The following is a 22656-nucleotide window of genomic DNA, read 5'->3' on the forward strand; positions in this document are numbered from 1 at the left end:
TAACAGCTAGTATGAAGCAGACAAGCGAAGCAACGGAACAAATTACACAGGCTATAGAGCAAGTATCAAGTGGTGCAGAAATACAAACGAAAGAAGTTGAAGAAGGAGCAACATTGTTAGAAGAAGTTACAGAAGGAATTCAGCGTGTTGCAGATAGTTCTTCATTAGTATCTACAGCCTCTATGTATACGAAGAAAAAAGCTGAAAATGGTGGGAAGTTAGTTGAACAAACTGTGAATCAAATGCAATTAATTCATGAGTCTGTTTCACAGTCAGACAAAATCATTGGTTTGTTAGACGATAAGTCGAAACAAATTGGAGCAATCCTTGAAGTAATTCAACATATTGCAGAACAGACAAATTTATTAGCGTTAAATGCGGCAATTGAGGCTGCGAGAGCTGGAGAGCAAGGTAGAGGATTTGCAATTGTAGCAGATGAAGTGCGAAAGCTAGCAGAACAATCAGGACAGTCTTCTACGGAAATTGGGAAACTAGTGAAAGAGATTCAATTTGATATAAAAGAAACAGTAAGCTCTATGAATCAAGTTGGAGCAGAAGTACAATCAGGACTTGTAGTTGCAAATGAAACGAAGCAAAGCTTTGTCGAAATATTGAAGTCTACAAATGATACAGTTGTACAAATTGATAGCATGGTAGATGTAGCAAAACAAATGACGGTAGATGCAAAACAAGTAAGTGCATCTATTAATGAAATTGCAGCTACGATTGAAGAAAATGCCGCAAGTGTTCAAAATATTGCTGGTTCCTCTGAGGAACAATTAGCTTCAGTAGATGAAATAAATGCAGCAGCAGTCCATTTATCACAAATGGCAGAAGAATTACAAGAGATGATTGGTAAGTTTAAAATATAATAATAAACTGTTAAGAAACGAAGTAGTACTTATGCTTCGTTTCTTTTTTTATGAAGATAAAAAAGAAAGAAATATATAGTAACCGTGTTATGATAATAAAAAACTGTATTTTCTTTAAATTCTATCTTTAATCATGTTAGGGGAATGGTTTTGAAATTTAAAAAATTAAAACTCCAACCGAGAATTACATTAACTATTAGTACACTTATTTTAGTTGTACTTATGCTAACGAGTTATTTATTTTATTACATATTATCTGAAACGGTAGAAGAGCAAATTGGTAAACGGGCTTTGCATGTTGCGAAAACAGTTGCCGCGATACCAGAAATTCAGGAAGCTTTTCAAAAAGAAAATCCAGCTTCTATTATTCAGCCAATCGCAGAAAAAATTCGAATTGATACAGAGGCTGACTTTATTGTAGTTGGAAACAAAGAGGGGATTCGTTATGCACATCCTGAGCGAGATAAAATAGGAGAAAAAATGGTTGGCGGAGATAATAAAGGCGTTTTATTAGAAGGGAAATCTTATGTTTCTAAAGCTAATGGATCATTAGGCCCTTCGTTGCGTGGGAAAGTCCCAGTCCGTAACCAGGAAAATGAAATTATTGGTGTGGTGTCTGTTGGGTTTTCAATGGCTGATATTCATGGAGCGGTAGAAGTGTATGGAAAGCGTGTATTTTGGATTACAATAATAGGTCTTTTAATTGGGATAATCGGCTCTATATATTTAGCGGCAAGTATAAAAAGAATGATGTTCGGGATGGAACCAGAAGAAATTTCATCTTTATATGAAGAGCATAGTACAGTGATTCAATCTGTACGTGAAGGGATTATTGTAATCGATAAAAATGGCATGATTAGTTTAGTCAATCAAGCAGCTTATGATATTCTTTCGCTAGATAAGCAACAAAATATTATTGGGGAATTTATTTTAAATGTAATTCCTAATTCAACGATACTAGATGTACTTCAAACTGGTGAAGAACAGTTTGATCGTCAATTAAATATAAAAGGACAGGCTGTTATTGCGAACCGTCTACCTATTAAAGTAAAGAATAAAGTAACTGGCGTTGTATCGAGCTTACGTTTGAAATCTGAAATGGATCAGTTAACAGCAGAATTATCTCAGACGAAGCAATATACAGAGGCATTACGAGCGCAAACGCACGAATATAACAATTTATTGTATACGCTTTCAGGTCTTATCCAATTAGAATCATACGAAGATGCTTTAGAGCTTATTCATAAGGAAACAGCGGTATATCAAGATTTTGTTCAATTTATTATGAAGCGGATTCAAAATCCATGGCTAGGTGGAATTTTAATTGGATTTTATAATAGAGCACGAGAGTTGAAGATTGATTTTATGCTAGATAGAGAAAGTGGTTTAGACAAATTAAGTCCACATATTGAGAGTAATTATGTCGTTTCTATTTTAGGGAATTTAATTACGAATGCATTTGAAGCAATTGAAAAAAATGAAGAGAATGATAAGAAAGTAAGGATGTTTGTAACTGATATTGGAGAAGAAATATTAATTGAAGTGGAAGATTCAGGGCAAGGGATTCATGATGAAATAATTACTAGCATATTCTATAAAGGCTTTTCGACGAAAGAAGGAGGAGAGCGAGGATATGGATTAGCAAAAGTGAAAGAGTTAGTAGAAGATTTAAATGGAAGTATTGCAATCGAAAAAGGGGATTTAGGTGGTGCGTTATTTATTATTGCACTACCGAAAGAGAGAGGCGAATAGTAATGGGTGAGGAGATTGAAGTATTAATTGTAGAAGATGATATTCGGATTGCAGACATTCATCGTCGTTTTACTGAAAAAATTGAGGGATTTAAAGTAATTGGAACGGCAACGACTGGAGAACAAGCGAAAGAATGGCTAGAGCTTGTGAAGCCACAGCTTGTTTTATTAGATGTGTACTTACCTGATATGCAAGGAACGGAACTTGTCACATATATTAGGCATCATTTGCACGATACAGATATTATTATGATTACAGCGGCATCGGAAACAGATGTAGTAAGGCACGCGCTGCGAGGTGGAGTAACAGATTATATCGTAAAGCCACTAATGTTTGACCGATTTAAAGCAAGTCTGGAAGGCTATCAAAAAAAGATTATACAGTTAAAGAAAAACAATCAATTATCTACGGAGCAAATTGAATATTTATGGTCTCAAAGAGGCGTGAAGGGAGATCAAATAGAATATGCCCCGAAAGGGATAGATCCTTATACTTTAGCGAAAGTAAAAAAGCATATGTTAACAGTTAATGAAGAAGGGATTACAGCAGAAATGTTAAGCTCAATGATTGGAGTAAGCCGATCAACGGCAAGGCGCTATTTAGAGTATTTGATATCTAGGAAGAAAGTCCACGCAGAGCTAATATATGGAAGTGTTGGGAGACCGGAGAGACGTTATTTTCTTGTTTCTTCATAATAAAAAACAGTAGAGGATTTTATTTCTTCTACTGTTTTTTTGCATCTTATATTGGAATAATCCCAATCACAATTCCGGTAATTAACATAACCATTGTCGTTCCAACGGCCCACAATAAAGTGAAGCGTTGATGTTCACCGAAATCAACTTTGGCCATTCCGACCAATAAATAAGTGGAAGCGACAAGAGGACTTAATAAGTGAACGGGTTGCCCAAGTAAGGAAGCACGTCCCATTTCAGCTGCACTAATTCCGTAAGTAGCAGCAGCTTTCGTCAAAATAGGTAATACCCCGAAGTAAAATGCATCATTAGACATGAAAAATGTGAATGGCATACTGAGAAGTGCTGTAATAATTGGTAGTTGTGGTCCAAGTGCATCTGGTATAAGAGTTACTACACTGTTAGCCATTGCATCTACCATTTTTGTTCCAGATAAAATACCAGTGAAAATACCGGCAGCAAATACGAGAGAAACAACTGCTAATACATTCCCTGCATGAGAAGCAATACGTTCTTTCTGTTGCTCTAAGTTTGGATAGTTAATCATAACAGCGATAGCAAAAGCGACTGTAAATAAAACAGGTAACGGCATAACTTCTAGTATGAGACAGACAAGTAATGTGGCGGTTAATAAAAAGTTAATCCATAGAAGTTTAGGACGTTTATGCACTGCTGCTTCGACAGTTGCAGCTTGCTCATCCATTGTTTGCATTTGTTTTAAATACTGTACATCCATAATTCCTAAACGTTTTCTTTCTTTTTTTCCAAGATAGTAGGCAACGAAAACAACCCAAATTGCACCAGCAATCATTCCTGGAATAAGAGGTGTAAATAATTCGGAAGCCTCAAGTCCAAGTGCGCTCATAACACGAGCTGTGGGTCCACCCCAAGGTGTAAGATTTGTTACCCCTGCCCCTAACATAACAACTCCAGCTAATATGAGGGGGTTCATTCCAAGGCGCTTATATAGTGGATACATTGCGGAAACTGTAATCATGTATGTTGTTGTACCATCACCATCTAGAGAAACGATAATAGTCAATATAGCCGTTCCGACAACGATTTTTAAAGGATCTCCTTTTACAAATTTTAAAATCTTACTAATGACAGGATCGAATAAACCGCTATCAATCATAATTCCAAAATATAAAATAGCGAACATAAGCATAATACCAGTAGGTGCTAATTTTTGAATCCCCTCTAACATCATTGGCCCCATATTGGCATAGAATCCGCCAATTAATGCAAAAACACTCGGAATTAATATTAATGCTACTAGCGCTGACATACGTTTCGTCATAATTAAAAACATAAAGACAAATACCATCGCAAATCCAAGTAGTGCTAACATGTAATTTCCCCCTCAAAAGAATGATTGCGCTTTCAAAATAGAATAAAAATTCAGAAAAAGGTTTTTTATTTATAATAAAAGCATCTATTCAAATGGTAAATAATTTGAAAAATAACATCATTAGAAGCATAATTTTTATTTTGTTCATTTTGTTCACGGTAGTTAATTTGAATTTTTAAAAAGTAAGCTGCTTCTCGTAAGAATGGTAGAATAAGATGAAAATAGTGAAGTGTGAAATAGGGAGTAGATGTTATATGAAAACGAGAATTGAAGAGATTTATAGCTCTTATGAAGGAAAAGTAGAGGAGATTTTTATTAATGAATCTTCTTACGTATATGAATGGGAAAAATTACTGATGATCCGAAAAAATGACGGTGAGCTTAAAAAAATTGCAGTCGGGATTAGTGGAAATATAAGATTGGTAAATGTAGAAGTTGGACAGGAAATTAGTGCGGATACATTATTAGTTAAATTAGAAGATGATTTGTTAATTACAGGTTGCGAGTGATGAGAGATGTGTAGAAATAACTACACATCTTTTTTTGTTTCCTATATTACAAAAAGCACATTGTTTTTTCACAAATCTCACACAACCTTTTGGTATTCTTTTCGTGGAGTATACGGTTTCTAGGGAGGAATATTGATGAAAGTAAAATATGTCGTACTTGCTATATGTTTATGTTTCGTATTTACGGTAGTCGGGTGTGGGAAAAAGGAAACAGCAGCTGTTGCCATTGATGAGAAACATGATAAATGTGATATTTGCCAAATTGGGGTAACAGATAATCAATTTGCAACAGAAATTATTTTAGAAAATGGAAAAGCGTTAAAGTTTGATGATATCGGTTGTATGTATAAATGGATGGAGATCAACTCAGATGAAAAGACGAAAGAGAAATTTGTCCGAGATTATGATTCGAAAGATTGGATTTCGTTAGAAGACGCTACTTACGTATATGATAAAACAATAACGACACCGATGGCTTATAATGTCATTTCATTTAAAAATAAAAAAGATGCAGAGAGCTTTGTATCTAACTATAAGGGGAAAGTTCTTTCGTATAAAGAGCTAGCAGAGCATAAATGGGAAATGAATAAAGAGATGATGGGGAAACCGAAAGCAGGAAATCATGGTGGACATCATTAATAGAAAAAGACAACTATGTAGTTGTCTTTTTCTATTATTACTCAGGTGCAAATATAGAAAAGGTGTAAAATTTTTAGCAGAACGGTTACAATGGAATATAGTAACCTAAAGCAATCATTTATGTACTTTTTAGAAATATATACAAATGCGGTAAAAACGTGCTAAACTAATTGCTTCATAATGTTAATGATGGGGCCATCAGGCGTATCATTTCAATAGGTTGAGAAACATAGTATAAGCTTAAGATAATCCGATTAAAGAAGGAATCTAAAGGGCTTATGGATAAATGTACTCAAGAAGAGTTATTGTATGTGATGGAGGAATGGTTAAGAAAACATTATCTTTCATAGGAGCTGTAGTTGTGAGAAAACAAAAAATTTTATTATGTATTTTATTAGGACTTTTAATGACGGTAGTGGCTTGCGATAAGCAAGAAGAACCAGAATCGAAACCGGTTCATGTGAAAAATGAAAAGAAAAAAGAGAAGCATAAAGAACAGGAAGAATCTAAAGAAGAGAAAAGTATAAATTTAATGGACAAACAGTTGTTACTTTCAGCTACTCTTGGAGACACAGAGACAGCTATGAAGTTGATTCAGGATGGAGCGAATATAAACGTAGAAGGTGACAACGGAGAAACGCCTGTCCTTGCAGCGACGTACCAAAATCATGTAGAGACAGTTAAAGCATTAATTGGTGCAGGTGCTAATATTGAAATTAAAGATGAGAAAAAAAGTAATCCACTTCTTTATGCAAGTAGAGAAGGATATACGGATATTGTAAAAGTATTAATTAATGCAGGAGTTAATACGAAAGAAACGACTAGGTCAGGTGGGACAGCACTTATTTCTGCATCTGAACGTGGCCATGTAGAGGTTGTTAAAGAATTATTAGAGCATACAGATATTGATGTGAATTATAAAAATGAACGTGGTGGAACAGCGCTATTAGAAGCAATTGTATTAGGAAATGGTAGTGAAAACCATAAGAAAGTAATTCAATTGCTTATTGATCACGGTGCAGATGTAAACATGGCTAACAAGGAACATCTGACGCCACTGCAATACGCTGAAAAAAGAGGTTTTAAAGATATTGTAAATATGTTGAGGTTAGCTGGAGCGAATGAAGTAGTACAGCCACAACAACCAGTAGAGTAAAAAACGAAAAATAATCCCATTTAGATAGACAGAATGAAGAAATCAGTTAGTATGATGGATTCAGTAATGTGTATTTAAATGGGATTTTTATTTTGAACATGAAAAATAGATTATGAATGGATGGTAAATGGAGTAAATAAGGAGGATAAAAATGAGGCTCTCAAAACTTGATTTAATAGTAATTCAGGCAGAGGTTTTATTTGTTCATAATCGAGTAGGAAAAATAAAATATGTAAATGAACAAGGAAATCCGAAACCACCACGTTTTTTTCTTGGCAGAACTCGTGAAGGGAGTATAACGAGATATCATTGTAATGTGGATGATGAAACGGTAAGTAAGATTGAGAAGTTAATTCGAGAACCTTCAAAGCATATAGAGATAGCAAAGATTATTAATATATTAAATGAAGAAAGAACAGTGGAAAATATTTGGATGGGTCCTGCTTTCATGTTTCATAGTAATTTACATAAGCCGACTAGAACAATACAAATAACTGAGAAGAATAGAGAGCTTTTGCGAGAAAATTTTCCTAATCTAATAGAACAGATGGAATGGAGGAAACCTTATTTTGCAATTGTAAAAAATGAAAAGGTAGTTTCTGTTTGTTGCAGTGCCAGAAGTACGCCCGTAGCTGCTGAGGCAAGTGTGGAAACTTTAGCGGAATTTCAAGGGAATGGATATGGTACTGATGTTGTTACAGCCTGGGCCTTATCAATACAAGAGGAAAAGCGCATTCCACTTTATAGTACTGCTTGGGATAATTTTGCTTCGCAAGCAGTGGCAAGCAAACTAAAACTTATTAACTATGGAATGAATTTACATATTGATTGAATTTTAAGTATTGTTTCGTTCTATTTGTTTGTATTTAAATATATAGATTAATGTAAATGGTGATATGGTGAATATTAACATTCGGTTAACACCTAATTAACAATCTATCAAAACTGACTTAATAAATGCGTAATATAGTAAAGGTAACAAAATAACTAGGGTAGAGAACATTTGAGAACACCCACTTACATATAATGTGCCACTTTCTTAGGTGTGCTCTATTCCCTAGAGTTCAAATAAGGAGAAAGGCGTTCTATGTAAGTAGGTGTTTTTAGTTTGGATAAAAATAGAACAGTTAGGTGGAATAAATGTTTAAAGAACCTTATATTGCGATGATAAAGGATTGGAAAGGATACAAAGCATACAAAAAATTGCCGAAAACAGTTTTTCTTATGACTGGTTCAATGCTGGAATTACCAGAGCGTGTATATGAATTGCAGAAACATGGACATGATGTATTTCTTCATTGTGATTTTATACAAGGTTTAAATACGAATACAGAGGAAGCGCTTTTGTATATTCAAGATGTTATCGGGGCACAAGGTATTATTTCAACAAAGGGTTCGACAATTCGAAATGCTAATAAAATTGGATTGAAAACAATTCAACGTATTTTTATTGTAGATACTTTATCTCTTACTAAATCAATTGAAAATTGTAAAACGACTAGACCAAATGCAGTAGAGATTATGCCGGGGATTATGCCTTCTATAATTAAACAGCTAGTAGAGGAAATAGAGTTTCCTATTATTGCAGGCGGGTTGATTCAAACGCGAGAAGTTGCGGAAATTGCAATTCGTGCAGGAGCAAGTGCGATTTCAACAAGTCATTATGAAGTATGGATACATGAAGAAAAAAGGAGTGCAACTTTGTGATTGAATTGAAAAATGTTTCAAAGGTATATAAAAATGCAGAAGAGACAGCGGTTAAAGGCGTATCGGTTCATATTAAGAAGGGCGAATTTTTTGTTTTAGTTGGACCTTCGGGATGCGGGAAAAGCACATTATTACGAATGATCGCTGGCTTAGAAGAGATTTCTTCGGGAGATTTAATTATTAATGAACGTGTTGCAAATGATCTAGAGCCGAAAGACCGTAATCTATCAATGGTATTTCAAAATTATGCATTATATCCACACTTATCTGTAGAAGAAAATATTTTATTTGGACTTAAGGTAAGAAAAGTACAAAAAGAAGAGCGACAAAAGCGACTAATGGAAGCTATTGAAATGGTAGGACTGAAAGAGTATGTGAAAATGAAACCAGGTCAATTATCAGGCGGACAAAGACAGCGTGTTGCGCTTGCTAGGGCGATCGTGAGTCAAGCACCAATCTGTTTAATGGATGAACCACTTTCGAATTTAGATGCGAAATTACGTGCGCAAATGAGAATTGAAATTAGAGAAATTCAGCAGCGATTAGGAATTACGATAATTTACGTTACCCACGATCAAATAGAAGCGATGACTATGGGAGATCGTATCATGGTTTTAAATAAAGGAAGTATACAGCAAGTTGGAACACCACTTGACATATATAACGAACCAGCAAACGAATTTGTTGCAAGCTTTATAGGTTCTCCTTCTATGAATATAAATGATGGAGAAGTGGATAAAGAAAAAGGTGTATTACATATAGGGAAATTGCAAATTCCATTATCTATTGGACAGTTAAAGCAATTACCAGAAGGAATAATTCGTATAGGCATGCGTCCTGAGCATATTGCACTGTCTGAGGAAGGACAAGAAGTGACGCTGCAATCTGTAGAAGTATTAGGGAATGAATCTATATTAAACTTTGCGGTAAATGGAACAACTTGGAGTGCGAAAGTCATCGGACAGTTACTCTTGAACAAAGGTGACAAAGTAAAATTATTATTCTCACAAGAAAAGTTATGCTTCTTTAACGAAAACACGAATGAACGCTTAAAAGTGGTAGCTGAAGAAGAGTTGAAAGTGGTGGCGAAATAATGATCGAAGTAAGTAAGTTACCAGTTCAAACAAAGGTGTCAAAAAAGAAAAAAATATGGGGGAGAACGAAAGATTTAAGAATAGGATTATTGTTTTTGGCGCCATCTATTTTGCTATTTTCGATTTTTCTGTTCTATCCATTGTTTAGGACGATTTACTATAGTTTTTATTTAACCGATATACATGGAGAAGCTAATCTTTTCGTTGGCTTAGAAAATTATCAATATTTATTCTCTGATCCAGCCTTCTACAAAAGTATAAAATCAACTTTACTATTTGTTTTATATACAGTGCCTACAAGTATTATATTTGCTTTGTTTCTTGCATTGATTGCAAATGGAAAGGTAAGAGGTATTGGGTTATTCCGAGTTCTGTTTTCTTCGACGATGGGAATTTCAGTAGCTGCTAGTGCAGTGATTTGGCTATTTTTATTTCATCCAAGTGTAGGATTATTTAATAATATATTAGCCGCTATGAATCTTCCTGCAATCGCATGGTTAACGAGCCCGGACTGGGCACTATTCTCTGTATCAGTTACAACAGTTTGGGTGAATACAGGGTTTGCATTTTTAGTTATATTAGGTGGTTTACAAAATATCGATACGTCTTTATATGAGAGTGCATCTATAGATGGTGCTAGTTATTTATATAAGCTTCGCCGTGTTACATTACCGATGCTATCGCCAACTTTATTCTTTATTGTAACAGTAACGTTAATTAGTGCGTTCCAAAGCTTTGGACAAATTGATATTTTAACGCACGGTGGACCGAATGATGCAACGAATTTAATTGTGTACTCGATTTACAAAGAGGCGTTTGTGAATCATCAATTTGGAACAGCAAGTGCACAAGCGATGGTATTATTTGTTTTCATTTTCATTGCTACATTACTTCAATTTAAGTTTGCTGAGAGAAAGGTGCATTATAAATGATTGTTAAACAGTGGAAGCAAAATTTCCTATTATACATGCTGCTCATAATTAGTGCAGTAATGGTATTTTTTCCTGTACTGTATGCGTTTTTAATAAGCTTTATGACACCAGACGATATTCAAATGAGAAGGTTATTTCCAACTCAATTTACTTTTGATAATTTCATTAATATTTTTCAAAAAGTACCACTTTTTACATACTTATATAACAGTTTAATTGTATCGACAGTCGTTATGATTGGACAACTTATCGTATCAAGCTTAGCGGCGTATGCTTTTGTTTTTCTTCAATTTAAAGGGAGAAACTTAATTTTCTTCCTGTTTATTTCAACGATGCTTATTCCGTGGGAAGCAACGATGGTACCTAACTTTTTAACGATTCAAAACTTTGGCTGGATCAATAGTTTCGCTGGGATGACAGTGCCGTTTTTTGCAACAGCTTTCGGTATTTTCTTGTTACGTCAACATTTTATGACACTCCCGAATGAACTGAAAGAAGCTGCTTTTATTGAAGGGATTGGAAATATAAGATTTTTATTCAGCGTTGTAATACCGTATTGTAAAACGAGTTTTATTACGCTTGGAGTATATAGCTTTTTAACAACATGGAATATGTATTTATGGCCACTTTTAGTGACCACTGATGAAAAAGTAAGAACAGTGCAAATCGGTGTAAAGCAGCTTCAGTCTCAAGAAGTTGCAACTGATTGGGGAAGCGTAATGGCCGGTGTTACGGTTATCGTTATTCCAACATTGATTTTACTATTTTTAGGGCAAAAGCAATTACAACAAGGATTAACAAAAGGTGCAATTAAATAACTAAGAGAAGGTGAGATTTAAATGAGTCTAGTTAAAAAAGGTGCTGCTTTATTAATGGCAGCAACAATGGCATTATCTAGTGCCGCTTGTTCAAATAGTAAAACAGAGGGAAAACCTGAAGCACAGGCAAAAGTAGCACCAGTTGAAAAAAATGGTGATAAAACTGTAATTCGCTTCTGGCATGCGATGGGTGGAAAAACACAAGGAGTACTAGATGGTCTTGTTGCAGACTATAATAAGTCGCAAAATAAATACGAGATAAAGGCAGAGTTCCAAGGGACATATGAAGAGTCTTTAACGAAATTTAGAACGATGTCTGCAACGAAAGAAGCGCCAGCTCTTGTTCAATCGAGTGAAATTACAACGAAATATATGATTGATAGCAAAAAAATCACACCAATTGATAGCTGGATAAAAAAAGATAAGTACGATACGTCAAAATTAGAAAAAGCAATTACAAATTATTATTCAGTTGATGGAAAAATGTATTCTATGCCATTTAATTCATCTACACCAGTATTAATTTATAATAAAGATGCTTTTGCAAAGGCGGGCTTAGATCCAGAGAAAGCTCCAAAAACATATGCGGAATTACAAGAAGCAGCGAAAAAGTTAACGATTAAAGAAGGCGGAAATGTAAAACAATATGGATTCTCCATGCTTAACTACGGTTGGTTCTTTGAAGAATTGTTAGCGACACAAGGTGCTTTATATGTAGATAACGAAAACGGTCGTAAGGATGCTGCAAAGAAGGCGGTATTTAACGGTAAAGAAGGACAGAAAGTATTTGGAATGTTAGATGATTTAAATAAAGCTGGCGCCCTTGGAAAGTATGGAGCAAGTTGGGATGATATTCGTGCTGCGTTCCAGTCTGGACAAGTTGCTATGTATTTAGATTCTTCAGCAGGTGTTCGTGATTTAATTGATGCATCTAAGTTTAATGTAGGTGTTTCATATATTCCATATCCAGAGGATTCGAAACAAAATGGTGTTGTTATTGGGGGAGCATCATTATGGATGACGAATATGGTTTCAGAAGAAACGCAACAAGGTGCTTGGGACTTTATGAAATATTTAACGAAGCCAGACGTACAAGCGAAATGGCATACTGCAACAGGTTATTTCTCAATTAATCCAGATGCATATAATGAGCCATTAGTAAAAGAGCAATATGAAAAATATCCGCAGTTGAAAGTAACAGTAGATCAACTGCAAGCGACAAAGCAATCTCCAGCAACACAAGGTGCTTTAATTAGTGTATTCCCAGAATCACGAGATGCAGTTGTAAAAGCATTAGAAGCGATGTATGACGGGAAGAATAGTAAAGAAGCGTTAGATGAAGCTGCCAAAGCAACAGATAGAGCAATTAGTATTTCAGCTCGTACGAGTCAAAAATAAGAGAAAGCCGTATCCTTAAAAGGGATACGGCTTTCTTTATAGGGAGATAAGGGATCAAAGAAATGATGAAGTCTTATCTCTTTTATATGAGTAAAGGGTCTAGAGTGAATGTTGTCCTTTTCATTATTTATTTAACTCCATTGCGACTTGTTTACCATTTACGAAAACCTCTACTACCGCTACTACAACTTCCATTACTTTTTTCATCTCTCATCTCTCCTTGTTTTTTGTTTCATTTCTTACTTTCAGTATAAGGAAATACAGTAATTACAACTATCGAATTGGATGACAAGAGACTTACATTGTTGTAAGGATAATAGTTTAGTTTGTAATAAAGTGAAACTTTAATCAGTGGGGGTCTTACGGCCCGTTAATGCGTGATAAATATGATTCAAGGTTAAGATTCGGAATTTTCCGTTGTTTTGAACTATAATTAGAAAGAGGGGGGATAATATGAAAAGAATTCTTGTTATTAGTGATATTCATGGAGAGATAGAAAAGTTCGAACAGTTATTGGAAGAAGCTCAATATGATGCGAAACAGGATCAATTAATCTTACTGGGAGATTATGTAGATCGTGGTCCAAATGCGCGTGCTGTAATTGAAAAGGTAAGAGAATTGAAAGAAGAGGGAGCACTCATTTTAAAGGGAAATCATGAAGATATGATGATTAAGGCGTTAACGACAAATGAGGAACGTTCATGGAACCATTGGGTAAAAAGAAATGGTGGAGATAAGACATTATATAGCTATGGATTTGTAGAAGAAGATATTGTGGTTAATGAGAAAGACTTCCAAAAACCAATTTTACACTCTCGTGTATTAGAGGAACATATAAAGTTTATTCAAGAATTAGATCATTATATTGAAACAGAAGAGTATATATTTGTACATGCTGGGGTTGAACCGATGAAACGAGTTTCTGAATCTGAACCATATACGTTAATGTGGATCCGTAATGAATTTCATAATGGATATAGCGGTGAAAAGGTTGTTGTATTTGGGCATACGGAAACAAAAACGCTTCATGGTAGTGAGGAGTGCGGAGTGTATTTTGGTAGTAATCGTATTATTGGAATTGATGGCGGGGCTGTGTATGGCGGTCAGCTAAATTGTTTAGAGTTGCCGAGTAAAAAGGTATATGTAATAAAAAATTGAAAGAGATAAGAGGAATCTTATTTCTTTCAATTTTTTATTAAGCTAAATTTAAGACAAAGTTTTTATAATAAAACTTCAAAATTTTAGAAGGAAATAGTTAAAAATGAAATTACGTAATGCAACTACATTCTTTTGTTATGAAGAGAAGAAATGTAATAATAAATAGAATTGAACTATTTGATGGAAGGTGAGAGCATGCGTTTACTTGTAGTAGAAGATAATGCTTCGTTATTAGAGTCTATCGTACAAATTTTGCGTGATGAATTTGAAGTAGATACGGCAATAAATGGAGAAGATGGATTGTTTTTAGCTCTTCAAAATATATATGATGCAATTTTGCTGGATGTGATGATGCCAGGGATGGACGGATTTGAAGTGATTCAAAAAATACGTGATGAAAAGATTGAAACACCAGTCCTGTTTTTGACAGCGAGAGATTCTTTAGAAGATCGGGTGAAGGGATTGGACTTTGGTGGAGATGACTATATCGTTAAGCCATTTCAGGCCCCTGAATTAAAAGCGAGAATTCGCGCTTTACTACGCAGAAGTGGTAGTTTAACAACGCAGCAAACGATTCGTTATAGAGGGATTGAATTGTTCGGAAAAGATAAAGATGTTCAAGTAGATGGACAAGGTATTAAGCTGACATTGAAACAATATGAGCTACTAGAGTATCTCATTCAAAATAGCGGGAAGATTTTAATGCGTGAACAAATTTTTGATCGTGTTTGGGGATTTGATTCAGATACGACAGTAGCGATTGTAGAAGTGTATGTGCATCATTTACGTAAAAAATTAGAGCCATCCGGTTATCAGAAAGATATTCAAACCGTTCGAGGTATTGGATATATATTAAAAGAACAATGAAAAACGGAAGTATGTTTCAAAAAACACGCATTCGTTTGACTATAGTGAACTCATTAGTATTTATTCTATTAATAGGTATATTAGGTAGTATTATTTATTCATACACATATAAGCGTATTTATAATGAAGTGGATCAATCTATAAAAATGATAGCTCAGTATAGAGAAAAATTAGATGTTAAAATACCACCAAGAAAACGCATGGAGAATATCCAAATTGGAGATCCGCGAGTAACTAGAATAACTTGGAATGGAAAAATAGTGAAAATAGAGGGCGATAACCGTAAATTTCGTTCTATTTTTGAAGAGAATTTGGAAAAGTTTTCTCCAAAAAAATTAGAGGATTTACAAGATATTGAAGTACAAGGACGATATTTTAGAGCATTTTCGCTTCAAAAAGATGGAGAAATAGTTCAAATCGTGCGAGATATAACAGCGGAAGAAGGAATGTTAAATACTTTATTTTTAATTCTCGTTATAGGTTGTAGCATAGGAAGCCTCTGTGCGATAGGTATCGGCTTTTTCCTAGCTGGTAGAGCACTTGTACCTATTCAAAATTCATGGGAGAAACAGCAACAATTCGTTTCTGATGCATCACATGAACTAAGGACACCACTTGCAGTTATTCAATCAAAAACGGATGTTTTATTCCAGTCACCATCCGCTACAATAGAAGAAAAGGCGATGGATATTTCTACAATTTCAAAAGAATGTAGGCGGTTATCAAAACTCGTTAGTAATTTATTATTGCTAGCCCGTTCTGATTCTAATCAAATTGAGATGGATAAGAAAACATTTGAACTCGATAAATTGTTAGAAGAAATAGTAGCTCCATATAAGGAGATTGCTTCTTATCAAGAAAAAGAAATGATACTAAAAGTAGAACGTGACGTATCTTTTATAGGGGACAGAGAGCGGATTCATCAAATGATGGTCATACTGTTAGATAATGCGATGAAGTATACAAACGAAGGTGGGCATATTCAAATCGATTGCACGCAAACGAGTAGTTCAATTCGTATACAGGTGAAAGATGACGGGATAGGAGTGAAAGAAGAAGATATTCCGAAATTATTTGATCGTTTTTATCAAGGGGATAAAGCAAGAAGTACGTCAGAAGGAGCTGGATTAGGTCTTTCAATTGCAAATTGGATTGTAGAAAAGCATTATGGAAAAATATCAGTAGAGAGCAAATGGGGAGATGGCACTTGTTTTGAAGTGATTTTCCCTAAAAACCAAAAAATATAAGTAAGAAGACGACCTTGTTTTTACAAGGTCGTCTTTTTTTAAGGGAAAGTTAAGAAACTATTTATAACATGTATGATATACAGAAAGTTCGCCGTATGAAGAAGCGATTATAAAAAGGTATTTGAGCAGATTATATCGATCATAACGTTATTTCGATTATGTATAGGGAATGATGTAAAAGAAAGTGGAAGAGGGAGGAATTAATTTTGAAAAAGAAAATGATGACGGTATTCACTATTGGAGTAATGAGTTTAAGTATATTAGGGGGTGCCTCTCCTTCTGAAACACAAAAAGGAAAGACAGATTACACACAGCGCAGTAAAGAACAATTGAACAATGGTAAGATACATGCAGTGCATACAGAAGAAAAAGCAGAGAAACTAGGTATTGAAACGGAAGGAAAAGAACAAATTACACTAGAAAAAGAAATTCATGAAACAGAAGTAGGAAGGGAAGCAGAGCAGTTAGGCATATCGATTGAAGGAAAAGATGTTGGGACGCTGTCAGAAGAAATCTATGAAACAAAAGTAAAGCAAGAAGCGTTAAAGCTAGGTATATCTATAGAGAATACATCAATTGTCGATTTAATTACTCAAATTAATGCGATTAAAATTAAAGATGAAGCAGATAAATTAGGTATTTTGACAGATGGAAAAGAAATCGAAGACATCGCGGAAGAAATCTACGGAAAGAAAGTAAGAGAAGAAGCAGGAAAGTTAGATATTTCTCAAAAAGGAAAAGAAATTGAAGAGTTAGCACAAGAAGTGTACGAACAAAAAGTACAGGAAGAAGCAAAAAAATATCATATTGATTTGTATGGTAAAGATATATATCAAATATTAAGAGAAATTAATGAACAAAAGGTGCTACAAATGGCAGATGAGCTTAATATGGATAAAATGAATATGAATATTCAAGAGTTAGCGGAAAAGATTAAAAAAGATCAGCCTGAAAAAGGAAAAAAACTAAATTTTGTACCGATGATACGAACGGATGCTGACGCATTTTATTCTTATTTAACGAATTAATAAGGACGTGAAAGCGATAAGAAAATTGAAGTGGTATATATGTATAGCTTTACTAGGTGCAGTAATATGGAGTGTATATACAAATGGAATTCCAAAGTATATAGAGAAGTTTACATTCTCAAATATACAAAGAGGAAAAGAAACGGAGTTTAGTAATAACGATGAAAAAGTCATCTTATCAAATGTTCCATTAATTCGGCAGTTACCAGAATTGGATAGAGGCTGTGAAGTGACAAGCTTAGCGATGATGTTACAATACGCTGGTGTTTCAGTGGATAAGATGACATTAGCAAATGAAATAAAAAAAGTTGATTTTATAGATGATGGTGTGCGCGGAAATCCGAATGAAGGATTTGTAGGTAATATTTACACATTTTCTGAATCAGGATACGCTGTATATCATGGGCCACTTTTTCAGTTAGCGGAAAAATATTTACCTAATAAAGCTGTAGACTTAACAGAGAAGAATATAGAAGAAATTTATAAGAGTGTAAAAGCAGGACAACCGGTAGTTATGATTACGAATGCAACATTTGTACCATTAGATGAAGATGAATTTACTACATGGGAAACAAATAGTGGAGATGTTTCTATTACGTATAATGAACATTGTGTTGTACTTATTGGATATGATCAGGAATCTGTATATATTCGAGATCCACTTGAGGATAGCTTAGATGTAAAAGTACCGAGAGAAACCTTTGAACAGGCATGGGTACAAATGGGAAGTCAGGCAATTAGTTATGTAAAGAGCGCCAAATAAATTAGGACGAAGAGTTTTAGTAATATGACTATAAGGCGAAGGGTAAAGATTTGAGGATTATAAGAGAAGTTTTGTAGAGTAGAAGCTGTTAAGAAATGAGAGAACTTTAGTATATATAATGCTAAAGTTCTCTTATTTTTATGATTAAAATACGTATAAGGAGTAAATATGCAAAAATGCATAATTGACGAAAAATTTACATGTTATCATTATATATTGTTTTATATATATTAATTGTATAAAATGACACAAGTATCCACATTACATAAAGGAGGCTTATTATGCAAAAAATATTTAACTGGGTTAAATGTATGAGTATCAATAAAAAATTAATCATTTCATTTTTTATTATTTTAACTATACCAGGAATTATTATCGGTGGTGTTTCATATCAAACTGCCAAAATAAATTTTGAACATCAAATGACAGATAAAGCAAAGGAGAATATTTCGATTTTAAATACTGTTATTTCTCAAAATATAGAAGAGAAATTTGTTGATGCGACGTACTTTGCAGACATCTTAACAGAGGATACATATCCAAATGGACAAGAAGAAATAGTAAGAACGAAGTTAGCACAATATATAAAGCTTCATCCAGAAGTAGAAGGTATTTATATTGGAACAGAGACGGGAAAGTTTATAAGAGAACCATTTATTCAAATGGCTGATGGGTATAATCCAACAGATAGATCTTGGTATAAAGAAGCACATGAAAATAAAGGGAAAGTAATTGTTACTGCGCCATATCAGTCAGCATCTACAAAAAATATGGTAGTGACGATTGCGAAAGAAGTAAAAGATGGTAAAGGTGTTATAGGAATTAATTTAAACTTAGATAACATCTTAAAAATTTCCAAAATGATTAACATTGGTGAAAAAGGTTATGCAGTTATTTTAGATCAAAATAAGCAAATTGTTAGTCATCCATCTAGAAAACCAGGTGCAAAAGTTACTGATCCTTGGATTAAACCAATTTATGAAGATAAACAAGGAAATGTGTCTTATACAGAACAAGATGATAAAAAGAATTTAATCTTTGCAACAAATGAGAAAACGGGCTGGAAAGTAGTTGGCGTTATGTTCGATGAAGAAATTACCCAATCTGCCAGTCCAGTGTTTTATAAGACTTTGATTGTCATTGCTATTGCTATTGCATTTGGTAGTGTATTAATTTATTTCATTACAAAGTCTATTACAAGGCCATTACGAAAAATAGCTGAATCGGCATATAAAATTAGTAACGGAGATTTAACAGAGAAAATTACAATCCATTCCAAGGATGACATAGGAAAATTAGGGAATTCATTTAATGAAATGTCTACGTCTTTACAAGATGTTATTACCCAAATTAGCTTTTCAGCAGAACATGTTGCAGCATCGGCAGAAGAGTTAACAGCAAGCGTACAGCAAGCAAATGATGCGACAGACCAAATTACAATTGCAATGGAACAAGTATCAGGTGGGGCCGAATCACAAAGTCAAGGTGTTGAAGAAGGTGCGGCTACATTGCAACAAGTAAATACAGCAATTCAAGATGTAACTGGAAGCGCAGAGTCAATTTCTATTTCCTCATTACATGCGCGAGAAAGAGCTGAAGAGGGAGAAGATTTAGTTGAACAAACCGCAAAACAAATGCAGTCTATTTCTAGATCGGTATCCGAGTCAGATGCTATTATTAAACTTCTTGATGAGAAATCAAAGCAGGTAGGGGCTATTTCTGAAGCAATTCAAAACATCGCTACTCAAACGAACTTATTAGCTTTGAATGCGGCTATTGAAGCAGCAAGAGCAGGTGAACAGGGACGAGGATTTGCTATTGTAGCAGATGAGGTTAGAAAATTAGCAGAGCAATCAGGAGAGTCATCTGGAGAGATTGCAAATTTAATCGCAGAAATTAAGACGGATATTGAACATACTGTTAAGGCAATGGATAATGTGAATGGAGAAGTTCAACAAGGCCTTGATGTTGTAACAAAAACGAAAGTAAGTTTTACGGAAATTTTAAGTTCTACTACACATATTGTTTCTCAAGTTAATCAAATGGTAGAAACAACGAAGAGAATTGCTGGAGATGCAAATGAAGTGACAAATGCTATTGATGAAATTGCAGCTGCTGCAGAAGAAAATACAGCTAGTATGCAAAGTGTTGCAGCTTCAACAGAAGAACAGGTTAATTCCATGGAAGAAATTAGTTCAGCTTCGCAAAACTTAGCTGAGATGGCCGAAGAACTACAAGCGATGACTAGTAAATTTAAAGTATAATAATAGCAGATAAGTAAGGTGAAAATAATATCACCTTACTTATTTTTCTATTCAGCAATTAGGGGAGTCATTAACGGGATGAACAAAAGAAAAAGACTATGGAATTTGTGGAAAACGATTACATTGTTAGTTTGTACAGTTGTAATTTTTTCTTTACTTGTGACAGATATATTAATTAGTCATAATGTAGAACGGACGACGGAGGATAGCCAAGCAGAGAAAGCAAAAACAATTGCACACATTGTGGCGAATGATTCGATTGTAATCGATGGCTTGGTTGGGAAAGCAGATACCTCTGCAATCCAAACGTATACAAATAGGATATTAAAAAACACAGGTGTTCAATTTATTGTAGTTATGGACATGGATGGAATAAGAAAATCTCATCCAGATCCTCAAAAAATAGGTCATCATTTTATTGGCGGGGATGAAGGGCCTGTATTGAAAGGAAAAGAACATGTATCGTTAGCAGAAGGAACTTTAGGTATTTCCATGCGAGTGTTTGTACCAATATTTTCCGAAACAGGTGAACAACTTGGAGCAGTGGCTGTTGGTATTTCAGCAGATAATGTAAAAGAGAGAGTTAAGGAAAGTAGACATATCATTTATATTGGTGTCGGAGTTGGTGTATTAGTCGGAATTATAGGAGCAATATTGCTAGCTAGACATATAAAGAAAAGTTTATTCGGTCTTGAGCCGCACAGGATAGCAAAAATCCTTGAAGAAAGAAATACGATGCTACAATCTGTAAAGGAAGGTATTATTGCTGTAGATAAAGAGGCTAGAGTAACGTTAATTAATAATGAAGCGAAACGTCTATTTAAAAAAAGCGGACTTGAAGAAGATTTTATCGGTAAAGATGTTGAGTTGTATATGCCAAATTCACGTATAAAAGAAGTATTGCAAACGGGAGAAGTACAATTAAACGAAGAACAAAATATTTACGGAATTACGATTGTGACGAATCGAGTTCCTTTATATGTAAAAGGAGAAATAGTTGGTGCAATTGCAACATTTCGTGATAAAACAGAGATTAGAAAACTAGCAGAGGAACTAACTGGTATTAGACTATATGCAGAAGCATTACGGGCACAATCTCATGAGTTTATGAATAAGATGCATGTCGTATTAGGGCTTACACATATGAAACAGTATGAAGAATTACAGAAGTATATAAGCGGCATGGTATCAGAGCATCAATATGAAATTGGTGGAGTTATGAAAAGAATAAAAAGTCCAGTATTTGCTGGTTTTTTACTCGGGAAGCTCAGCTATGCTAGAGAGAAAAATATAAAATTAATTATAAGTGAAGATTCTTATATGCCGGAAATAGATGATGAAAGTATTATCCATGAACTTATTACGATTGTTGGAAATTTAATTGATAATGCATTAGAGGCAGTTACGAATTGTGAACAGAGACAAGTTGAAGTTAAGATACAACAAGGGGATATATTAACTATTACAGTGCAAGATACGGGAAAAGGTATACAAGAAAAAGAAATAGAGGAATTATTTACGAAAGGTTATTCCACAAAGGGAGATAACCGCGGTTATGGTTTGTATCTTGTAAAAGAAAGTATACAGCGAATAAATGGGGAAATTCATATGCATTCATTAGTAGGAAAGGGAACAACGATAACAATTGAAATACCTAAAGGTAGGGATGAGAGGCAAATATGATTAAAGTTTTAATTGTAGAAGATGACCCGATGGTAGCAATGTTAAATACGCATTATTTAGAGCAAGTAGGAGGGTTTGAGCTTGTTCAAGCAGTTAACTCAGTAAAGTCGGCGATAGAAATATTAGAGAAATCACGAGTAGATTTAGTATTACTTGATATTTTTATGCCTGAAGAGACTGGTTTTGAGCTTTTAATGTATATCCGGAACCAAGAAAAAGAAATCGATATTATAATGATTTCAGCTGTACATGATATGGGAAGTATTAAAAAAGCATTACAATATGGCGTAGTAGATTATTTAATTAAACCATTTACATTTGAACGATTTAAAGAGGCATTAACTATATATCGAGAAAAACTTACTTTCATGAAAGAACAACAAAAAATTAGTCAATCGGAATTAGATTCGTTAATTTTACAAAAAGAAAAAAGGGAGCCTACTGTCACGAAAGAGCTTCCGAAAGGGTTAACGAAGCAAACATTGCAATTAATTTGGCAGAAGATCGAGTCGTTGAATGGAAGGGCGTTTACAACAGATGAAATGGCACAATTAGTTGGAATTTCAAGAGTTTCTATTCGAAAATATGTAATGTTTCTGACTGACATTGGGGTGTTAGAAAACGAAATGATGTACCAACATGTGGGAAGACCTGTAAGTAAATTAAGATGTGTTGATCAAAAGAAAATAGAGTTTTACGTATAAGCGACTTAGTATAAGTCGC

The 22656-nt window shown here is 34.4% G+C and carries 21 protein-coding genes and 1 pseudogene; 21 read left to right on the forward strand and 1 reads right to left on the reverse strand.

Annotated features, from left to right (window positions below):
- Positions 1 to 11: 11 nt before the first annotated feature.
- The 3 genes from ACS2FK_RS21190 to ACS2FK_RS21200 all read left to right on the forward strand — a co-directional run bounded on the left by ACS2FK_RS21190 (position 12) and on the right by ACS2FK_RS21200 (position 3319).
- The gene (locus tag ACS2FK_RS21190) at positions 12 to 872 is read left to right on the forward strand and encodes a methyl-accepting chemotaxis protein (RefSeq protein ID WP_369812832.1); all 861 of its coding nucleotides are present in this window, start codon (positions 12 to 14) and stop codon (positions 870 to 872) included.
- Positions 873 to 1016: 144 nt separating this feature from the next.
- Positions 1017 to 2624 (forward strand): ATP-binding protein, encoded by a 1608-nt coding sequence (locus tag ACS2FK_RS21195; RefSeq protein ID WP_003269387.1) that lies wholly within the window; start codon positions 1017 to 1019, stop codon positions 2622 to 2624.
- Positions 2625 to 2626: 2 nt separating this feature from the next.
- A complete protein-coding gene (locus ACS2FK_RS21200) occupies positions 2627 to 3319 on the forward strand; it encodes a response regulator (RefSeq protein ID WP_053565294.1) in 693 nt (230 codons plus the stop codon).
- Between the two features lie 46 nt (positions 3320 to 3365).
- Here the strand turns inward: ACS2FK_RS21200 and ACS2FK_RS21205 are convergent, their stop codons facing one another.
- Positions 3366 to 4670 carry a CitMHS family transporter gene (locus tag ACS2FK_RS21205; RefSeq protein ID WP_000880474.1) on the reverse strand — a complete coding sequence of 435 codons (1305 nt, stop codon included), beginning with the start codon at positions 4668 to 4670 and terminating at the stop codon, positions 3366 to 3368.
- A gap of 254 nt (positions 4671 to 4924) precedes the next feature.
- Here ACS2FK_RS21205 and ACS2FK_RS21210 point away from each other — a divergent pair, with 254 nt between their 5' ends.
- The 18 genes and pseudogenes from ACS2FK_RS21210 (at position 4925) to ACS2FK_RS21295 (ending at position 22637) form a co-directional block, all read left to right on the forward strand.
- The gene (locus ACS2FK_RS21210; RefSeq protein WP_000857376.1) at positions 4925 to 5179 is read left to right on the forward strand and encodes a hypothetical protein; all 255 of its coding nucleotides are present in this window, start codon (positions 4925 to 4927) and stop codon (positions 5177 to 5179) included.
- A 135-nt stretch (positions 5180 to 5314) separates the two neighbouring features.
- Complete coding sequence (locus ACS2FK_RS21215; RefSeq protein WP_000865665.1) at positions 5315 to 5818, forward strand: nitrous oxide reductase accessory protein NosL; 504 nt, start codon at positions 5315 to 5317, stop codon at positions 5816 to 5818.
- Between the two features lie 286 nt (positions 5819 to 6104).
- Positions 6105 to 6974, forward strand: coding sequence for an ankyrin repeat domain-containing protein (locus ACS2FK_RS21220; protein WP_000287335.1), 870 nt, complete (start codon positions 6105 to 6107; stop codon positions 6972 to 6974).
- Between the two features lie 151 nt (positions 6975 to 7125).
- Entirely contained in the window at positions 7126 to 7806 is a 681-nt protein-coding gene (locus tag ACS2FK_RS21225; protein ID WP_063546394.1) for a GNAT family N-acetyltransferase, read from the forward strand.
- A 308-nt stretch (positions 7807 to 8114) separates the two neighbouring features.
- Positions 8115 to 8681: a glycerol-3-phosphate responsive antiterminator gene (locus tag ACS2FK_RS21230; protein WP_000472004.1), complete on the forward strand. Its 567-nt coding sequence runs from the start codon at positions 8115 to 8117 to the stop codon at positions 8679 to 8681.
- Positions 8678 to 9775, forward strand: coding sequence for an ABC transporter ATP-binding protein (locus ACS2FK_RS21235; protein WP_063546396.1), 1098 nt, complete (start codon positions 8678 to 8680; stop codon positions 9773 to 9775). Before ACS2FK_RS21230 ends, ACS2FK_RS21235 begins: the two co-directional genes overlap by 4 nt.
- Positions 9775 to 10707: a carbohydrate ABC transporter permease gene (locus ACS2FK_RS21240; protein WP_000573794.1), complete on the forward strand. Its 933-nt coding sequence runs from the start codon at positions 9775 to 9777 to the stop codon at positions 10705 to 10707. The genes ACS2FK_RS21235 and ACS2FK_RS21240 overlap by 1 nt, the downstream gene beginning before the upstream one ends.
- A complete protein-coding gene (locus ACS2FK_RS21245) occupies positions 10704 to 11525 on the forward strand; it encodes a carbohydrate ABC transporter permease (protein ID WP_000635946.1) in 822 nt (273 codons plus the stop codon). The genes ACS2FK_RS21240 and ACS2FK_RS21245 overlap by 4 nt, the downstream gene beginning before the upstream one ends.
- Positions 11526 to 11546: 21 nt before the next feature.
- On the forward strand, positions 11547 to 12923 hold the full coding sequence (locus ACS2FK_RS21250) for an ABC transporter substrate-binding protein (RefSeq protein WP_000060579.1): 1377 nt from the start codon (positions 11547 to 11549) through the stop codon (positions 12921 to 12923).
- 453 nt (positions 12924 to 13376) lie between these two features.
- Complete coding sequence (locus ACS2FK_RS21255; protein WP_000821972.1) at positions 13377 to 14081, forward strand: metallophosphoesterase family protein; 705 nt, start codon at positions 13377 to 13379, stop codon at positions 14079 to 14081.
- A 195-nt stretch (positions 14082 to 14276) separates the two neighbouring features.
- Positions 14277 to 14948, forward strand: coding sequence for a response regulator transcription factor (locus tag ACS2FK_RS21260; RefSeq protein WP_001238624.1), 672 nt, complete (start codon positions 14277 to 14279; stop codon positions 14946 to 14948).
- Positions 14949 to 14959: 11 nt separating this feature from the next.
- Positions 14960 to 16195, forward strand: coding sequence for a sensor histidine kinase (locus ACS2FK_RS21265; RefSeq protein ID WP_063549253.1), 1236 nt, complete (start codon positions 14960 to 14962; stop codon positions 16193 to 16195).
- Positions 16196 to 16401: 206 nt separating this feature from the next.
- Positions 16402 to 17223, forward strand: a complete 822-nt coding sequence (locus ACS2FK_RS21270) for a hypothetical protein (RefSeq protein WP_063546398.1) — start codon at positions 16402 to 16404, stop codon at positions 17221 to 17223.
- A gap of 7 nt (positions 17224 to 17230) precedes the next feature.
- Entirely contained in the window at positions 17231 to 17986 is a 756-nt protein-coding gene (locus ACS2FK_RS21275) for a C39 family peptidase (protein WP_063546402.1), read from the forward strand.
- A gap of 422 nt (positions 17987 to 18408) precedes the next feature.
- Positions 18409 to 19311, forward strand: a pseudogene (locus ACS2FK_RS21280) (cache domain-containing protein); the annotation flags it as partial.
- Between the two features lie 120 nt (positions 19312 to 19431).
- Positions 19432 to 20250, forward strand: a complete 819-nt coding sequence (locus ACS2FK_RS21285) for a methyl-accepting chemotaxis protein (RefSeq protein WP_438875515.1) — start codon at positions 19432 to 19434, stop codon at positions 20248 to 20250.
- A 78-nt stretch (positions 20251 to 20328) separates the two neighbouring features.
- Entirely contained in the window at positions 20329 to 21933 is a 1605-nt protein-coding gene (locus ACS2FK_RS21290) for a sensor histidine kinase (protein WP_063546406.1), read from the forward strand.
- The gene (locus tag ACS2FK_RS21295; RefSeq protein WP_063546408.1) at positions 21930 to 22637 is read left to right on the forward strand and encodes a response regulator; all 708 of its coding nucleotides are present in this window, start codon (positions 21930 to 21932) and stop codon (positions 22635 to 22637) included. Before ACS2FK_RS21290 ends, ACS2FK_RS21295 begins: the two co-directional genes overlap by 4 nt.
- Positions 22638 to 22656 lie beyond the last annotated feature (19 nt).

The sequence above is a fragment of the Bacillus cereus group sp. BceL220 genome (assembly GCF_051776965.1).
GTDB classification, from domain to species: domain Bacteria; phylum Bacillota; class Bacilli; order Bacillales; family Bacillaceae_G; genus Bacillus_A; species Bacillus_A cereus.